Source organism: Streptomyces asoensis, from assembly GCF_013085465.1.
Taxonomy (GTDB): Bacteria; Actinomycetota; Actinomycetes; order Streptomycetales; family Streptomycetaceae; genus Streptomyces; species Streptomyces cacaoi_A.
Genome location: NZ_CP049838.1, coordinates 9,617,227 through 9,633,016 on the forward strand (window position 1 = coordinate 9,617,227; position 15,790 = coordinate 9,633,016).

The 15,790-nt window shown below is 69.9% G+C and carries 15 protein-coding genes and 2 pseudogenes; 11 read left to right on the top strand and 6 right to left on the bottom strand.

Features of this window, described 5'->3' with window-relative positions; translation table 11 throughout:
* Positions 1-867: 867 nt before the first annotated feature.
* From G9272_RS42570 to G9272_RS42615, 10 genes and pseudogenes are all read left to right on the top strand, one after another.
* Complete coding sequence (locus tag G9272_RS42570) at positions 868-2,448, top strand: ATP-binding protein (protein ID WP_171401540.1); 1,581 nt, start codon at positions 868-870, stop codon at positions 2,446-2,448.
* Positions 2,445-2,852: a roadblock/LC7 domain-containing protein gene (locus tag G9272_RS42575; protein WP_020126464.1), complete on the top strand. Its 408-nt coding sequence runs from the start codon at positions 2,445-2,447 to the stop codon at positions 2,850-2,852. The genes G9272_RS42570 and G9272_RS42575 overlap by 4 nt, the downstream gene beginning before the upstream one ends.
* Positions 2,849-3,196, top strand: coding sequence for a DUF742 domain-containing protein (locus G9272_RS42580; protein ID WP_171401541.1), 348 nt, complete (start codon positions 2,849-2,851; stop codon positions 3,194-3,196). Before G9272_RS42575 ends, G9272_RS42580 begins: the two co-directional genes overlap by 4 nt.
* Positions 3,177-3,803 carry a GTP-binding protein gene (locus tag G9272_RS42585; protein ID WP_437184350.1) on the top strand — a complete coding sequence of 209 codons (627 nt, stop codon included), beginning with the start codon at positions 3,177-3,179 and terminating at the stop codon, positions 3,801-3,803. The genes G9272_RS42580 and G9272_RS42585 overlap by 20 nt, the downstream gene beginning before the upstream one ends.
* On the top strand, positions 3,800-5,017 hold the full coding sequence (locus G9272_RS42590; protein ID WP_171401542.1) for a cytochrome P450: 1,218 nt from the start codon (positions 3,800-3,802) through the stop codon (positions 5,015-5,017). The genes G9272_RS42585 and G9272_RS42590 overlap by 4 nt, the downstream gene beginning before the upstream one ends.
* A gap of 2 nt (positions 5,018-5,019) precedes the next feature.
* A complete protein-coding gene (locus tag G9272_RS42595; protein WP_171401543.1) occupies positions 5,020-6,255 on the top strand; it encodes a cytochrome P450 family protein in 1,236 nt (411 codons plus the stop codon).
* 766 nt (positions 6,256-7,021) lie between these two features.
* A pseudogene (locus tag G9272_RS42600) lies at positions 7,022-7,165 on the top strand (NF041680 family putative transposase); the annotation flags it as partial.
* 100 nt (positions 7,166-7,265) lie between these two features.
* Entirely contained in the window at positions 7,266-7,910 is a 645-nt protein-coding gene (locus G9272_RS42605; protein ID WP_171401544.1) for an SMI1/KNR4 family protein, read from the top strand.
* 91 nt (positions 7,911-8,001) lie between these two features.
* Entirely contained in the window at positions 8,002-8,373 is a 372-nt protein-coding gene (locus G9272_RS42610) for a hypothetical protein (RefSeq protein WP_171394578.1), read from the top strand.
* A 75-nt stretch (positions 8,374-8,448) separates the two neighbouring features.
* Positions 8,449-8,990 (top strand): annotated as a pseudogene (locus G9272_RS42615) (aldo/keto reductase).
* Between the two features lie 689 nt (positions 8,991-9,679).
* Here G9272_RS42615 and G9272_RS42620 read toward each other — a convergent pair.
* The 4 genes from G9272_RS42620 to G9272_RS42635 all read right to left on the bottom strand — a co-directional run bounded on the left by G9272_RS42620 (position 9,680) and on the right by G9272_RS42635 (position 12,935).
* Entirely contained in the window at positions 9,680-10,858 is a 1,179-nt protein-coding gene (locus G9272_RS42620) for an NAD(P)/FAD-dependent oxidoreductase (RefSeq protein WP_171401545.1), read from the bottom strand.
* A 600-nt stretch (positions 10,859-11,458) separates the two neighbouring features.
* Positions 11,459-12,013 (bottom strand): TIGR03086 family metal-binding protein, encoded by a 555-nt coding sequence (locus tag G9272_RS45670; protein WP_171401546.1) that lies wholly within the window; start codon positions 12,011-12,013, stop codon positions 11,459-11,461.
* The gene (locus tag G9272_RS45675) at positions 12,010-12,576 is read right to left on the bottom strand and encodes an SRPBCC family protein (protein WP_171401547.1); all 567 of its coding nucleotides are present in this window, start codon (positions 12,574-12,576) and stop codon (positions 12,010-12,012) included. The genes G9272_RS45670 and G9272_RS45675 overlap by 4 nt, the downstream gene beginning before the upstream one ends.
* Positions 12,573-12,935 (bottom strand): ArsR/SmtB family transcription factor, encoded by a 363-nt coding sequence (locus G9272_RS42635; protein WP_171401548.1) that lies wholly within the window; start codon positions 12,933-12,935, stop codon positions 12,573-12,575. The genes G9272_RS45675 and G9272_RS42635 overlap by 4 nt, the downstream gene beginning before the upstream one ends.
* A gap of 594 nt (positions 12,936-13,529) precedes the next feature.
* Here G9272_RS42635 and G9272_RS45680 point away from each other — a divergent pair.
* On the top strand, positions 13,530-13,865 hold the full coding sequence (locus G9272_RS45680; protein WP_253268111.1) for a hypothetical protein: 336 nt from the start codon (positions 13,530-13,532) through the stop codon (positions 13,863-13,865).
* A gap of 298 nt (positions 13,866-14,163) precedes the next feature.
* Here G9272_RS45680 and G9272_RS42645 read toward each other — a convergent pair whose 3' ends face one another.
* Together G9272_RS42645 and G9272_RS42650 are read right to left on the bottom strand one after the other, a co-directional pair.
* A complete protein-coding gene (locus G9272_RS42645) occupies positions 14,164-14,862 on the bottom strand; it encodes a hypothetical protein (protein ID WP_253268287.1) in 699 nt (232 codons plus the stop codon).
* A 46-nt stretch (positions 14,863-14,908) separates the two neighbouring features.
* On the bottom strand, positions 14,909-15,727 hold the full coding sequence (locus G9272_RS42650) for an acyl-CoA dehydrogenase family protein (protein ID WP_437184351.1): 819 nt from the start codon (positions 15,725-15,727) through the stop codon (positions 14,909-14,911).
* Positions 15,728-15,790: the final 63 nt, after the last annotated feature.

The following is a 15,790-nucleotide window of genomic DNA, read 5'->3' on the forward strand; positions in this document are numbered from 1 at the left end:
CGACGGTCTCGGCTGCGTATGCCCACTCGGCGACGGGGGACACTCGGGTCGGACGCGTGTCGCGTGGGATCCGCGGCTCTCGGCCGCGGCGGCGGCAGTGGACGGATGCTCCGGCAGCAGGCAGTCCGCGAGCAGCATGACGAGGCTGGTGTGATCGCCGCGCCAGGCCGTGACGAGGTCCTGGGTCATGCGGATCGCGTCGTGGCGGTCGCCAGGTCAAGGCTGTGGAGCTGTTCGGTGAGCAGGGCCGTGCGTTCGGGTGCCCGGGCGTCCGGCACCGCGTGGAAGGTGCGCAGCCGAGACGTGGTCGGCGCGTGGACACGGTTGTGCCGCTCGAGGTCCTTGAACGCGGCGGCTGTCGCATGCCGGCGCGCCGGGTTTCCGCCGTGCTGCCTACATGACGTGAAGGAGCGTTGCCGCTGTGAGCGCGGTTGCGGGTGGTCAGGGGCGTGACGGAGTGAACGCAGGCGCATGCGTCGCACGATGTCGTCCTCGGCCGGAAAACCGAGGACGCCGCTGCTTGTCGGGCCGTATCCGTTTCGGAGGCGCGGGGCGCGCGACCTGTCGGTCAACGCCGACGGCGAGGTTTCCGGCCGGGCCGCGCGGCCGCACAACTCGCACAGCCCGCACAAAGAGTCTCTGGTCAGCCGGGGGAGGAAGCCGTCGAGTCGCGTCGTCCAGCGCCGACATACCGGCCCCCTCGATGGGGAGTTTGCGAACTGCGCTGGTCGAACACTGTTCGGGGTGATCGAAACTCTCGTATAGTGACGCCCGGTTGATCACCGACTACAGACTTCTGTGCATTATCTGCCCCTTAAGGACAACACAAGGGTCGCGTTCCCGAGCGGCCACCCGAGGACCTGAGCGATGACCGCGCCCGCCCCTTCCGGCGACCGATCCACCATCCGTTCGCTGCTTCCCCTACCCCTGCTGACCGCTGCCCTGTCCGCCCTTGCCGTCCTATGGGCCGTCACATCCGTACCCGAGTCGGCGCAGACGGTCGTGGGCGGCGGTGGCGCCACCGCCGCGGTCCTGCTGTGTGTGTCCGTCACCGTCGCCGTGCACGCCCGGCGCGCCGGGCGCTCCGTACGTGCCGCGCTGCGGACGGCGACCGCCGAGGCCGAGCGGGCCGCCCAGGAGCGCGACCTCCAGGCGGAGCGATGGCGCCGCGAACACCAACGGCACACCGACGCCACCGCACACGAACGAGCCCGGCTCGCCGAGGAGTTCACCAGGGAACGCGCTGTGCGTGCCCAGGAGACCGAGGCCGAACGGGCCCGGCTCGCGGCCGAGGTGCGCAGGCTCTCCGAGCAGCTCGACCGCGCCCTCGGCGACCGCGACACCGCGATCGCCGCGACCGCCAACGCCGCGGCCAGGATGCAGGCACTGGCCACCGGCACCCTGGCCGACCTGCGCGCCATGGAGGAACGGCACAGCGACGAGGACGTCCTCGCCGACCTGCTGCACCTGGACCACCGCACGGCCCAGGCCGGCCGTCTCGCCGACTCCGTCGCCGTCCTCACCGGCGCGCGTTCGGGACGCCGTTGGGCGCGCCCCATCGCCATGGAGTCCGTTCTGCGCGGCGCCATGGGCCGGATCAGCGGTTACCAGCGCATCCGCCTGCACTCCGTCAGTGACACCGCGGTGGCAGGACACGCGGCCGAGGGCGTGATGCACGCGCTCGCCGAAGTGCTGGACAACGCCGCCAACTTCTCGCCTCCCAATGCCGAGGTGCACGTCTACGTCGAGGAAGTGCCGGCGGGCGCCATCGTCTCGGTGGAGGACAGCGGGCTCGTCATGAGCGACGTCCAGCTGCGCCGAGCGGAAAAGGCCGTCTCCGGCGACGCGGGCGGACTCGGCGGACTCACCGGCACCCGGCTCGGCCTCGCCGTGGTGGGGCGCCTCTCGCGCAAGCACGGCATGAAGGTGTCCTTCCGGCCCTCCGCGCGGGGCGGCACCGGTGTGCTCATGCTCATCCCCCAGGACATCCTCACCCCGGCGCCGTCCCCTGCGCGACGCCCGGCGGACTCGCCCGCGCGCAGCGCCCCGACGCGCGCCCCGCAGCCGGACCCCGGTGCGCCCGCTCCCGCCGAGATCGCCGCGCCCTCGGAGCAGGTCAGGCCCCAGGAGACCGGCGTCGACGCCCCGCCGACAGGCGACGGGCTGCCCAAGCGCCGGCGCGGTCGCACCCTGGCCGCCGCCGAGAGCGCACGCGCCGCCGCCCAGAGCGCCGAGCGCCGCACGGATCCGCCCGAGGACATCCGCACCCGCGCCAACCGCTTCGGCGCCTTCCGCCAGGCGGTACGCGCCGCCGGCCCGGCGCAGCGCACGGGCGGGCACCCGCTGCCGGCCGTCCCCGACGACTCGCACGCCACGCCGTCCCCGCAGACCGAGACGGCTCCCGGCAGTCCCACCCCCTCGCACCCGGAAGGCGACACCACCTCATGACCGGCACGACCACCGCCGACGAGAAGCTCACCTGGCTCATAGAAGGACTCCTTGAGCGCACCCCGGGCGCCCGGCACGCTCTCGTGCTCTCCCGCGACGGGCTGAAGCTGTGCCGTACCCCGGAACTGACGGTCGACCAGGCCGACCAGCTCGCCGCCATCGCCGCCGGCATCCAGTCGCTGTCGCACGGCGCCTCGGTCGAGTTCGGCGACGGCAGCGGAGGCGTGCGTTCCTCGATGACCGAGTTCTACGGCGGCACGCTGTTCATCGTCGAGGCCGGTGAAGGCGCGCACCTGGCCGTGGTCACCACCGAGGAGGCCGAACCCGGACTCGTCGGGCACAACATGAGCGAGCTGGTGGAACAGCTCGGCGAGCACCTGACGGCCCCGCCCCGCACGGCGTGAAGCGCCCAGGCAGGGACGACGCCCCCGACCGGCTCTACACCCTCACCGGGGGACGCAGCCGCTCGGGGCCCGACTGTCCCTTCGACCTGGTGACGCTGGTGGTGGCCGAGAGCGACCCCACCGTCGGCATGCAGTCCGAGCACGCGGCGGTCCTCAGACTGACGCAGGCGCCCACCGCCGTGGTGGAGGTCGCCGCCGAACTGGGACTTCCCGTGAGCATCACCAAGATCCTGCTGTCCGACCTGCTCGCCGCCGGCCGGGTCAGCGCCCGTCACCCCCGCAACTCCGCCCTTCCCGATCCCGACGTCTTGGAGCAGGTGCTCGTTGGACTCCGCAACCTCTGACGTGCGCACCCCCCTGGGTGCCACCGCCGACAACGGTCTGAAGATCGTGGTCGTGGGCGGCTTCGGCGTCGGAAAGACGACCATGGTCCGTTCGGTCAGCGAGATCCGTCCCCTCAACACCGAGGAGACGATGACGAGGGCCGGCGAGACGGTCGACGACATCAGCGAGATCCGCGGGAAGACCGCGACCACCGTGGCCTTCGACTTCGGCCGGATCACCCTCGACGAGCGCAACGTGCTGTACCTCTTCGGCGCGCCCGGCCAGGAACGCTTCTGGTTCCTGTGGGACCGGCTGTTCTCCGGCACCCTCGGCGCGGTCGTCCTGGTCGACACCCGGCGCATCGACGACTCCTGGTACGCCATCGACCGTCTGGAGCGCCACGGCACGCCGTTCATCGTGGCCTGCAACGACTTCGGCGGCGCCCGCCACGCGCACAGCGACGTCCGCGAGGCCCTCGACCTCGATCCGCGGGTGCCCCTGATCGACTGCGACGCCCGTACCCGGGAGTCCAGCAAGCAGGTCCTCATCACGCTCGTCCAGCACATCCAGAGCCGGTACGCCGGGCAGCGGGCCCACGCCGCCGCTTCACCACGGGAGTTCGTGTGAGCACCGACGCCGTTCCGCTCAGCGGTCCGCGCTTCCAGACCGACCCCGCCCGGCTGTACCGGGAGATGCGCGCGCAGCACGGCGCCGTCACCCCCGTCCTGCTGGACGGCGGCGTCCCGGCCTGGCTCGTCCTCGGTTACCGCGAACTGCACCAGGTCACGGGCGACCCCGTCCTGTTCAGCCGCGACTCGGAGTTGTGGAACCAGTGGGACACGATCCCCGGCGACTGGCCCCTGCTGCCGATGATCGGCCGCAAGCAGCCGTCGATCCTCTACACGGTCGGTGAGCGGCACCGCGAGCGGGCCGCCATGATCAGCAACGCGCTGGAGGCGAGCGACCCGACCCGGCTGCGCCGCCACGCCGAGCGGTTCGCCGACGAGCTGATCGACGCCCTGTGCGCCGAGGGAACGGCCGATCTCGTCGGCCAGTACGCCATGCTGCTGCCCGTACGCGTCCTGGCGCAGCTGTACGGCTTCTCCGACGAGGACGGCCCGGGCCTGGTCACCGCGCTCAACGACATGATCGACGGCCGGGAGCGCGCCCTCGCCGGACAGAGCCATCTGGCCTCCTCCATGGGCGAGTTGCTCGCCACCCGACGGGCCGCGCCCGCCGACGACGTGGTCTCCCGCATGCTGGCCGACCCCGGTGGTTTCACCGACGAGGAGATCGCCCAGGACCTCATGGTGATGATGGCGGCCGGGCACCAGCCCACCGCCGACTGGATCGGCAACTCGCTGCGGCTGATGCTCACCGACGGTCGGTTCGCCGCCTCGCTCTTCGGCGGCCGCAACAGCGTCGCGGAGGCGATGAACGAGGTGCTCTGGGAGGACACGCCCACCCAGAACGTCGCCGGCCGCTGGGCATCGCGGGACACCCACCTGGGCGGGCAGCACATCCGGGCCGGAGACCTGCTCCTCCTCGGCCTCCAGGCAGCCAACTCCGACCCCCAGGTGCGTCCCGTCGGAGACGAACTCACCGGCGGCAACAACGCCCACTTCTCCTTCGGCCACGGTGAGCACCGCTGCCCGTTCCCGGCCCAGGAGGTCGCCGAGGTGATCGCCCGGACGGGGATCGAGGTCGTCCTGGACCGGCTGCCCGACATCGATCTCGACGTCCCGGCCGAATTTCTGACCCGCCGACCCTCGCCCTGGCTGCGCGGGCTGACGGAACTGCCCGTGCGGTTCACACCCACCCCTGCCCTGGGAGGCAACTGATCATGACGTCCGGAACCGAAGAGCTGCGGATTCCCCTGGATCCGTTCGTCACCGACCTGGACGGGGAGAGCGCCAAGCTGCGGGCGGCGGGACCGCTGGCCGCGGTCGAACTGCCTGGCGGCGTTCCGGTGTGGGCAGTCACCCGGCACGCCGAGGCCAGGGCCCTCCTGACCGACCCCAGGCTGGTCAAGGACATCAACGTGTGGGGCGCCTGGCAGCGCGGCGAGATCCCGCCCGACTGGCCTCTGATCGGCCTGGCCAACCCCGGCCGCTCCATGCTGACCGTGGACGGCGCCGACCACCGCAGGATGCGCGGCCTCGTCGCCCAGGCCCTCACCCCGCGCCGGGTGGAGGCGATGCGGGAGCGGATCACCGAGCTCACCGGGCGACTGCTGGACCGGCTGCCCGCCGACGCCGACGTCGTCGACCTCAAGGCGGAGTTCGCCTACCCCCTGCCGATGTACGTCGTCGCCGACCTGATGGGCATCGAGGAGAGCCGGCTGCCGCGGCTGAAGGTGCTGTTCGAGAAGTTCTTCTCCACCCAGACCCCGCCCGAGGAGGTCGTCGCGACCCTCGTCGAGCTGGCGGGGATCATGGCCGAGACCGTCGCCGCCAAGCGTGCCGAGCCCGGTGACGACCTGACCAGCGCGCTCGTCCTTGCCTCGGAGGACGGCGACCGGCTCACCGACGAGGAGATCGTCTCCACCCTCCAGCTCATGGTCGCCGCCGGCCACGAGACCACCATCTCCCTGATCGTCAACGCCGTCGTCAACCTCTCCGCCCACCCCGACCAGCGGGCACTGGTCCTGTCGGGCGCGGCGGACTGGTCCGCGGTGATCGAGGAGACCCTGCGCTGGTCGACGCCGACGTCGCACGTGCTGATCCGGTTCGCGACCGAGGACGTGCCGGTCGGCGACCGGGTCATCCCGGCGGGCGACGCGCTCATCGTCTCCTACGGCGCGATAGGCCGCGACGAAGAGGCGCACGGCCCCTCGGCCGGCGACTTCGACATCACCCGTGAGACACGGACCCGCCACATATCCTTCGGCCACGGCCCGCACGTCTGCCCCGGCGCCGCCCTGTCCCGTCTGGAGGCGGGCGTGGCGCTGCCCGCGCTGTACGCCCGCTTCCCCGGACTGGACCTGGCGGTGGCGCCGTCGGCCCTGCGCAACAAGCCGGTGGTGACCCAGAACGACCTCTTCGAGCTCCCCGTACGACTCACCTCATCGACGGTCTGAACCGCTCCCGAGGGCCACTTCCACACCCGTGCATCCGTACGGCCGTGATGCGAAGAAGAAACAGGTGACGAGCTCCCGTCCCGTGCCCCCCGAGCCGGGACGGGAGCCGTTCTGATTTGCCGGCGCCGTTCTCCCCGACCTCCACGCCCGCCTGCCCCATACAACCGGACTGACCACGACCGGGTTTCCCAACGACCATGGCGCGGAGAAGATACGGGCCCCCAGGGCGACGTCAACGGTTCGACGTCGGTGTGCCGACTGGCGTGTGGACGGGGAGCGCAGCGCCTTGGCCACCTTGCGGCCGGCACCGAGCATCCGCCGGATCGGCGCCGACTGGGAGTCGGCTGTACTGGTCGGCACCATGGGGATCCGCGTCGTGGAGTCGGCGCGGGCGCAGTTCAGCCGCCGAGCCGGCGCGTGGCTCCCTAGGTGAGAAGTGAGACCAGCCGGAAGGTGAGTTCTGACTCCGGTGGCAGGGTGGTGGTCGGAGTATCCGGGTGCTGGTCGGTCTGAAGGACGAAGAACAGGCGTGGCGGAAGACCGCGCCCGCGTTCACCATGCAGCCCACCAGGGCTTCGCCCTCTGCCATCTCGCCCTCAGCCGTCATGTCGATCACGCTACCGTCAGGTCGATCACGCGTGGGACGGTCCCGGAGTGCGCTTCGAACTAGGTCGCTCACCTGGACATTTACCGGACGCCGGGACGGCCTTCGCCTGATCATGTGCTCCGACCAAGGACACACGTGACCACGACGAAGGCCGTGAAGGTGAGTTTGCTGCCTGATCATGTTCCGGGGGAAGCGTTCGCGAAAGCGTCATGCTTCCGGGAGGACCTGTTCGACTGCCTCACCGCGCGCGGGGACGAACTGTTCGACCTCGCCGACGCGTTGCTGGGCCCAACTGCTTCGCCCAACTGCCCCCGGCCCCCGGCAGCAACCTGAAGGCGTACCTGGGCGAACGCGGCTCACCGACCGATGGTGCGATGCATTCTCGTCCCCATACCGTGGGCGAATGTCTGAACGAATTGATGAGGTCGAGCGGGTCGCCGCCGTGTGGCAGCAACTGACCGGCTGGCTGAAAGAGAACGCCCCCACCTCATACGCTTCCCTGCTACCGCCTGCTCCGGAAGAAGAAATCCACGCTGTCGAGGCCCACCTGATGCAGTACGTCGGGTACGGGTTACCAGCAGAACTGGTCGCTTTGTGGCGGCTGTGTGGCGGCGTGGAGCACCAGTACATCAAGGAGAACGAGGACGAGGGTGATGTCGGCTCCGGGGCGTTTCTGCCGGACGGGGTGCTGTTCGCCCCGGCCGAGGCGATACGGCCGCGGCTTCCCAGGTACGGTGAGCGCGACTACTGGGGCGGGGCCCAGGTGGTTCCGTGGCTCACGCGGGACGAGGCCGGCCCCGAGTACGGCCAGTACGTGTCAGCGGCCGGTGTTGGCCACTGGTCGACGATGGACGGGACAGTGGTGTCCGAGCCGCGCTACCCGTCGATGGCCGCCTATCTGGAGTCTGTCCACCGCACCCTGACTGTGGGGCCGGCCGACTTGATGGGGTCCGAAGTTCCCGGCATCGTGTGGGGCTGCCTGGTGTGGGAGGACCTCGAGTGCCCGGTTCTGGACGACGCTCTGAAGCACTGGGCGCCCATCCACTGAGCGAGCGGGCCCCGCACCTCGAAGGGTGGGGGCCCGAACAGCGAGTCTCAGTGCTGCTGCACAAGTACGCGGCACGATCCCCGAATACCTCATGCGCCGTACCGACGCCGTCGTCGGTCTGCTGGAACGCCTCATCGAGGACGGCTGCCAGGAGGCCGAGGCCGAGGCGGTCAGGGAGGTGTTCGAGGAGGTGGTGCGGAAGGTCGACGGGGGTGGGGATGGCGAGGCGGTTGTCCTTGCTCAGTCGGATGAGGGGGACGTGTCGCACCCCCGCCGGCGGCTCCCCCTGAAAACCGCGGTCTGCCGCCAGTATCGCGGGGCGAGCAAGCTGAATGTCGACGGCGGTGGCCAGACTGATCGGCCCCTCGCGACGGACCAGCGGTGGATTGCCGACGTCTCCGGCGTCTTCGCGCACCTGCGGGATCCGGCGCGTGGACGCCGGGACGCCGCGCACATTCAGTAACGGACGGAGCAGCACCATGAGCACCTCAAGCTGGGCGGCCTCGAAGTCTCCGGTATCGGCCTGGGCGCGATGCCCATGAGCGACTCCCTGTACACCGGCGTGGGGAAGGACGAGGCCGAGTCGATCCACACCGCTCACCGCGCGCTCGACCTCGGCGTGAACTTCATCGACACTGCCGAGGTATACGGCCAGTACACCAACGAGGAGATCGTCGGGCGGGCAGCAGCTGCGAGAGCATCCGGGTCGCGGTCGAGGGATCCCTCGAGCGGCCGGGCACGGACTACATCGATCTGTACTACCAGCACCGTCTCGACCAGGCCACGCCGATCGAGGAGACGGTGGGCGCACTGGTCGAGCTGATGGACGAGGGCAAGATCCGCGCATATGGCCTGTCGGAGGTGGGGGCCGACACGGTCCGCCGCGCGCACGCGGCGCACCCGGTGGCGCTACAGACCGGGTTGCACGCTTGGAGGTGCCGCAGGCTACTACGGAGCGGACATCCTCACCTACGGGTAAGGAATTCCATTCTCGGCCCAAAAGGCTCCCTACGAATGCGACGAAGGGTTCATCGATGGATGACGCAATACGAGGAGTGCGAACCTTTTCTGCGGTTTTGATCGTAGGAGGGATATGTGCGTGCGTTGCAGGGACGGCTACTGGCGATGCTGTGCCGCTCACCCTCGGAGTGATCGCCGCAGTCAGTGGAGTGGTTCTGGCGGTGTTCGCCTTCCTGGCCCATCGGAAGAATCGCTCCTGACGCGATGTTCGGCTTCGATTACCGCGACGCGAATCTCGGCCGCTTCACCCAGCCCGACCCTTCCGGTCAGCAACAGAATCCCTGCCTCTACGCCGAAGGCGTCCCCGTCAACCGCATCGACCCCATGACTGCTCGGCTTCTCGGATGTGCTGGACGTTGCCGCTGTACTGCCTTCCCTTCGTGCACTGGTGGGGCAGGACCGTCGGCAAGCGCCTCTTCGGGCTGCGGCCTTCTTGTCGATTCCGGTGCTGAACCTCTTGGCCGGTGCGATTCTGCTGATGCAGATGGCGAAAGACCGGGGGGACTTACCATCAGAGCAAGTACGACCGTGCGGCGCGCATCGTTGTAGTGCGGGACTGACTCTCCTGCCGAACTCGTCGCAGGGAAGCCCAGTACCTCCCTCGGCGCCTGCGGCGTCTCCGTCGCTGGCGCAATTTCGAGCAGGGCTGTAGACAGCCGTGCCCGGGGTGGAAGTTGAGCGTCATGTTGCCAGCGCCGTAACCAGGGCGGCAGGGCCCGAGATCATGGCGCTGGGAGCCTGTGCGCCTGTCATCCCGCGGGCTTGCGGGTGGCGCGGCCGCCTCTGGAGACGATGGTGGTGACGTTCATGCGCTTGCTGAGTCGGTAGGTCGTGAGCGGGCTGCCGCTGACCATCTCCTTGTACGCGACGGCGCTCCGGCCGGTGAGGTGCATGCGGCGGGGGGTTTCGTCGGCCTTGGTGAACTGGATGACGGCGTCACGGCGGCCGAGGCTGACCGGCTGGTGGAAGTAGCCGAAGCGGAACGGCTTGACGGCCTTGCCGTGCACGAGCCGCGCGATGGTGTCGGCGGTGTACTGGGCGGTGGGCAGGCCGCTCTGGCAGGTGCCGTGGATCTGTCCCCAGGCCAGCCGGACGGCGGCGGCGTCGCCGATGGCGTGGATCTCCGGGTGGGAAACCGAACGCAGGGTGGCGTCGACGAGGATGAGGCCGCGGTCGTCGGTGGCGATCCCGGCGGCAGCGGCGAGCGGCGACACCTTGACGCCGGTGGTCCACAGGCACGCGTCGGAGCGGACGAGTCGGCCGTCGGCCAGCTCGACGGCGTCGGGCAGCACCTTGGTGACGCGGTCGCCGGTCTCAAGAGTGACGCCGAGGCGGTCCAGCGCGCCGTGGAGGTAGGTGCGGGCCTTGGCGCCCATCATGCCGCCGGGCTCGTCCAGGCTGATCAGTGTGACGTCCAGGCCGGGGTGGCTCTCGGCGATCTCGGTGGCTGCCTCGATGCCGGTCAGGCCGCCGCCACAGACGGTGACCGTGCCGCCGGATGCGGCGACCTCGGTGAGCCGCGTGGCGAACCGGCCGGCGATCTCCGGGTTGTTGAGGGTGAACGCGTGGGTGTCGGCTCCGGGGACCTGGCCGGTGTCGGTCGAGCTGCCCAGCGCGTAGACGAGCGTGTCGTACCCGAGGGTCTCGGCGCCGTCGACGGCGATCTGCCGGGCCTCGGGGTCGATGGCGGTGGCGGTGCCCTGGACGAACGTGACGCCGGTCCCGACGAGCAGGTCGGGGATCTGATGGTCGGCCAGCTCCTGCCCGGCGGCGATCTGGTGCATCCTCAGCCGCTCGACGAACCGGCTCGACGGGTTGACCAGGGTGATCTTCACGTCGGTCCGGCGGGTGCGGTGGGCCAGCCGGATGGCGCTGAACAAGCCCGTGTAGCCGGCGCCGAGGACGACGATGTGGTGGCCGCTGTTCATCGGATCTCCCAAGGTCGGGCACCGGCATCGGTGTCGGTGACGCCCATGGGACAGGCAACCTGCACAGGACGTGACAGGCCGCAGATGTGATCCACATCACATCACGCGCGCCGGACTCCGCCGGCGACTCCCATGGAGGGTCCTCGACGCCGCAGACGGGCAGGTGCCCACGCCCAGCTCGACGCGCAGACCCGCCCTGGGTGTTCCATCCCGCGGTGATCTTCGGCGGGACCCCGACCTCGACTGCGGCCGACTGTCAGGCGAATCCGGAGGTGCGCCGTTCCAGTGCAGGTCAGCTAGCCGCCGGTCTCGGGAGGGCAGCCGGCGGCCCGGGCCTTCAGGGAAGTCGGGGGCATCCCAGACGCCCCAGAACTCGGTGTGCCGAGCACCTCCCGGGCGGCCTACAAGTAGCGGGGCCACGCGTCCGCGGCCTCGTCGAGCGCATGGTCACTCTCGGCGGGGTCGGTCCTCGGGCAGTGGCTTCCAGCCGGGCAGCGCACCAGACGTCGATACGGCAGTGCTTTCAGGCCGGTTCATGGTCATCGAACTGCCGAGGTACCACGCAGGCTGAACTCGATTCGGCGGTCCCGGGCGCGTCGCTCAGGGCGTGCGCCCGATGAAGGCGAGCAGGCGCGTCTGCACGTCGGCGCTCTCGGGAATCTCGACCTTAGGTCCGTACTGCCCGCTTTTGCGGAGCACGTCGTCCAGCGGCAGCATCCCGTCGAGCAACCGGGCACACCTGACGGGGTCGAGGGTCTCCTCCTGGCCACTGGCCCGCGCAAGGTCCCAGGTGTGCATGAAGACGTCGGCCGTATAGAAGCGGTCGACCGCCTGGTCGAGCGGAACCCTGCCGATGTGGGGGTTCGACAGGACCTTGCCCGCTGTGGCCGGGTCGTCGAGCAGCGCCTGCACCCCGTCGCAGTGGACCGTCCAGGCCGCGACCGGATCGTCGTCGACCGAGGGCCCCTGGGGAAGTTCGACGCCGGCACCGGACTTCAGGAAGGCTGGGAACCATTCGACGAGGTGGCGCACCACGTCCCGGGCGACCCATCCTTCGCATGGCGCCGGGTTGTCCCATGCCGCCGGGCTCACGCCGCGCACGCGCTCCGTGAAAGCTCCTGCGATGATTCGGTGTTCATCGGTTGCGCTCGTCATGGGTTCAGGCCCCTCCCGTCGGTCCGAAGCTCCTCTGCGGAGTCGGTGCTGTGGTCACCCTTGCCGTCCTCACGGCCCGCGAGCAGTTCGTCGAGCCGCTCGTATCCCTGGCGGACGCCGTCCTGCATGCCACTCTTGATGATCGCGTCGCGGGCCTCGACGGACTCCATGACCGATGTCGTGGTGACGCGGGTCCGGCCGCCGAGGTCCTCGAAGACGGCCTTCTCCAGGCTGACGCTGTCCGGGAAACCGTCGTAGGCGAAGGTCTGCACGATGCGTTCCTGGGGGCGTACCTCGTGGAACACGCCGCGGAAGCCGTACTCGGTGCCGTCGTCCTCGAGATGCACGTAGCGGTACGCGCCGCCGCTGCGGGCGTCGTACTCGTCGATCCGCATGGTGAGCCGGCGAGGGCCGAGCCACCGGACGAGGAGGTCGGGGTCGGTATAGGCCGTGAACACTCGGTCCCGCGAGGCGTTGAACTCGCGGGTGATGACAATGGTCGGCAGCGCCGGGTCGGCCTCGATCCTCGTCTCGAGCCGGCCATGGGCCTCTGTGGTGCTCATGATGCTTCCTCCCTGGGCATGTCGTCCTGCGCGGGCCGTTCCTCCATCTGCTCGAGCACGGCGTCCAGTCGACGGAAGCGGTCCTCCGCCTCGCGGCGGTACCGCTCGATCCACTTCGTCATCAGGTCGAACACCTCACCTTCGAGGTGGCAGGGCCGCCGCTGGGCGTCCCTGGTGCGGCTGACGAGGCCGGCATCCTCCAGGACCTTGATGTGCTTCGACACGGCCTGGACGGTCACGTCATAGGGCTCGGCCAGTTCGTTCACCGTGGCGTCGCCACCGGCCAGCCTCGCGACGATGTCGCGCCGGGTCGGGTCGGCCAGCGCGGAGAACGCCCGGGACAGTCGGTCGTCGACCACTCCCACCTCCCATGTTCAACTTCTCGGTTGAATAACCGTACGATCGAGCCCGCGGCTTTGTCAACCAATCGGTTGAGTAAGCGCGGAACGCCCTGCCGATCACGCCCCCGCATGTACGTTGATCCGATCGGCGATAGCCGCGGCTCTGCATCGTGCGCCGATAGAGAGGGAGAGGGGGCCATGACGAGCGGGCATGAGACTCACGGGGCAGCCTTCGGCCCGCGGCCACCGCAGACGCGCGCCCTGACCCGTGAGGCCGGGCAGGCACGGCAGCTCCTGGTCGCCGGGGAGTGGCGCCCTGTCGCGGCGGACTCCGAAGCAGCAGCAGCCGTCCTGGACCGCCTCGCGGCCCCGCTCCCGGCCCGGCGGGCAGCGACCGCACGAACGCCGGCCACGGACCGGGATCGGCGACTCCAACGCCTCCTGCGCACTACCCTCCACCACCTCGACGCAGGCACCGTCAGCCCGCCCGCAGCCGCCCTCTTGGCCGCCGTCGCCCGCGCTTTCCTGCCTTGGCACGCCACCCCGAACCCACCGAGCGCAGCGGCGGCCCCGAGATACGGGACCCCGGCGGGGACGGCAGACGGCCTGGCCGTGCCACCGACAGAGGCCGGCGAGGCCCGGCTCCCCGATTTGATCGCACTGTTCGCCGTGCTGGCCTCGACGAGCCTGCCAGGGACCGTCCCGCTCACGCCCCCGGTCGAGCCCTGGCAGGTCCGGTACGCGGGCCGCTTCCGTCGTTATGGCAGACCCGCTTTCGGGGTGTGGACGGCTGAGACCGTCGCCTGCCCGGCGTGCGGGGGACAGGCCGGCCCGTGGACCGTGACCTGCGACTGGCGCCTGATCTCGCTGGGCTGCCCGTGCGGGGCCGTGTCCCACGAGCACGGCCTCGCCCTCTCCGAAGTCTGGCTTCTTCTACCGGACATGTGACCAGGCGTCGTGGCCGACCGCCCGCACAACGACGCCCAGTCACAACCAGGCGGTTGGAAAGGGATCCCTGTCTGTCGTCAAAACCTGTCAGCAATCACCGTCGGATCCGATTGGATTCGGCCGCCGAGAACCCCCGGATTGCGCGGTTCATTTGGATGCGTCGCCCGTCTGTCGTCAAACGATCGTTTGCTGACAGGTGCTCGCTGATGAGAGTCGATGCGACCGGCGCTTCTCGTAGCCCCGCCGGGCCACTCCGGCGGTGTCGTGCAGCGGGTGGAACGGGGCCAGGCGGTCAGCGTCAGTGGGAGGCCCCACCACGTCCCGCGACATGCCCCTGCCCTGGATACAGCTGCTCGTACACGGGCGCGAACTCGAACGGGTACCCCACACAGCTCTCGCCCGCGAAGCATTGCACGGCGTGGCGCCGCATCCGGGGTCCGTAGGTCGCGTGGTCGATGAGGTCTGTGTAGGTCTGTCGCTCGCCCAGCTCCAGGAGGCCCGCGGTGTCGGCCAGGTAGACGTCGAAGCCCGGGTACATGATGCCGAGGTAGGGCATGTCGTCCAGGTCGAGCGCGAGGACCGGGTACTCGCCCTCCTCGTCGGGCTCGGTTACGGCCAGGATCCGTCGTGAGTCCGACCCACCGGGCAGGACGAAGCACTCCGGGAAGCGCCTGGACAGCCACGCGAACGGCTCTGCCCAGAAGCCGCCCATCTCGTCCCCGACCACCTGGTCGATCGACCTCGGCGCGAATCCGCCGTCCGGGGTGAACCATCCGTATCGCTCCAGCAGGCTGGTGTCGTACGACAGCCAGGAGCGCAGGCTCGGCGGCAGCGGGCGCCCTGACGGGAACACGGCCCTCGCGAGTACCTCCTCAGGCATCGGTCTGGCCTCGCCGCCTTCCACCCAGGGCACGTTCACGTGCGGCAGCAGATGCGGCAGCGCGCTCGCTCCAGGATCGCTGCGCACGACCTCGACGACCTGTTTGGTCAACGGCACTCCGTGCATGGGACTTACCTCTCGCTCGTGTGACCAAGGGATGCGCTCAAGAGATGAAGGGGCTGGCCCGGCCTGCGAACCGTTGCTCCACGGTCGGTATCGCCCGCCTGCGCAACCTTAGAGAGCGGCTACCAGCGGTGCTGGGCGACCGTCGGCCTCGAGGCGTCCGGGGCCGGGCGGACTCAGAGGCCGTAGCTCTTGCCGATGATGTCGCGCTGGATCTCGCTGGTGCCTCCGTAGACGGTGGAGACGACGGCGGCGCGCAGATGGCGTTCCATGCCGTACTCGGTGGCCTTGCCAGCAGCCGGGCACACTCGATCTCCGTGGCGAGATCCGCCACGCGGTGCCGCAGCGCCTGGAAGGAGCCGACCGTCCGGACGAACTGCTCGCGCCCGCGTACGTAGGCGACCGCGTCGTCGAAGGCGTGGCGGGCCAGGCCCAGCATGTTGGCCGCCGGGAAGAGCCGCTCATGGTTCAGCGCCGCCATCAACTGGCGCCACCCGGAGTCGACTTCACCGACGACCGCGTCCGCGGGCAGCCGTACGCCGGTGAGGAACACGTCGTTGACCTCGCGGCAGCCCATGGTCTCGATGCCCCCGACCTCCACTCCGGGCGTGTTCATGGGGACGTGGAACATCGTGAGACCCTCGTGCCGGTCCCCACCCGTCCGTGCCACCAGCAACATGCTCTCGGCGACGTGGGCGTTCGAGATCCAGGTCTTCTGACCCTCGACGAGCCGACTCCCGTCAGGCTGCCGCTCGGCGCGGCAGCGCAGGGCGGCCACGTCGGAACCGGCGCCGGGCTCCGACATGGCGACGGCCGGCACATGGCCCCGCGCGGCGCCGCCGAGCACCGGGGGACGCACGATGAGATACATATGTATTGCCGATGTTTCACCGTCTCTACGGATCGGTGTACGGGTACCGTG

Bases quoted from the DNA above. Each gene is read 5' to 3' on its own strand.
- G9272_RS42570 (WP_171401540.1), top strand. From the start codon at position 868: ATGACCGCGCCCGCCCCTTCCGGCGACCGATCCACCATCCGTTCGCTG.
- G9272_RS42575 (WP_020126464.1), top strand. From the start codon at position 2,445: ATGACCGGCACGACCACCGCCGACGAGAAGCTCACCTGGCTCATAGAA.
- G9272_RS42595 (WP_171401543.1), top strand. From the start codon at position 5,020: ATGACGTCCGGAACCGAAGAGCTGCGGATTCCCCTGGATCCGTTCGTC.
- G9272_RS42605 (WP_171401544.1), top strand. From the start codon at position 7,266: ATGTCTGAACGAATTGATGAGGTCGAGCGGGTCGCCGCCGTGTGGCAG.
- G9272_RS42610 (WP_171394578.1), top strand. From the start codon at position 8,002: ATGCGCCGTACCGACGCCGTCGTCGGTCTGCTGGAACGCCTCATCGAG.
- G9272_RS42620 (WP_171401545.1), bottom strand. From the start codon at position 10,858: ATGAACAGCGGCCACCACATCGTCGTCCTCGGCGCCGGCTACACGGGC.
- G9272_RS45670 (WP_171401546.1), bottom strand. From the start codon at position 12,013: ATGACGAGCGCAACCGATGAACACCGAATCATCGCAGGAGCTTTCACG.
- G9272_RS45675 (WP_171401547.1), bottom strand. From the start codon at position 12,576: ATGAGCACCACAGAGGCCCATGGCCGGCTCGAGACGAGGATCGAGGCC.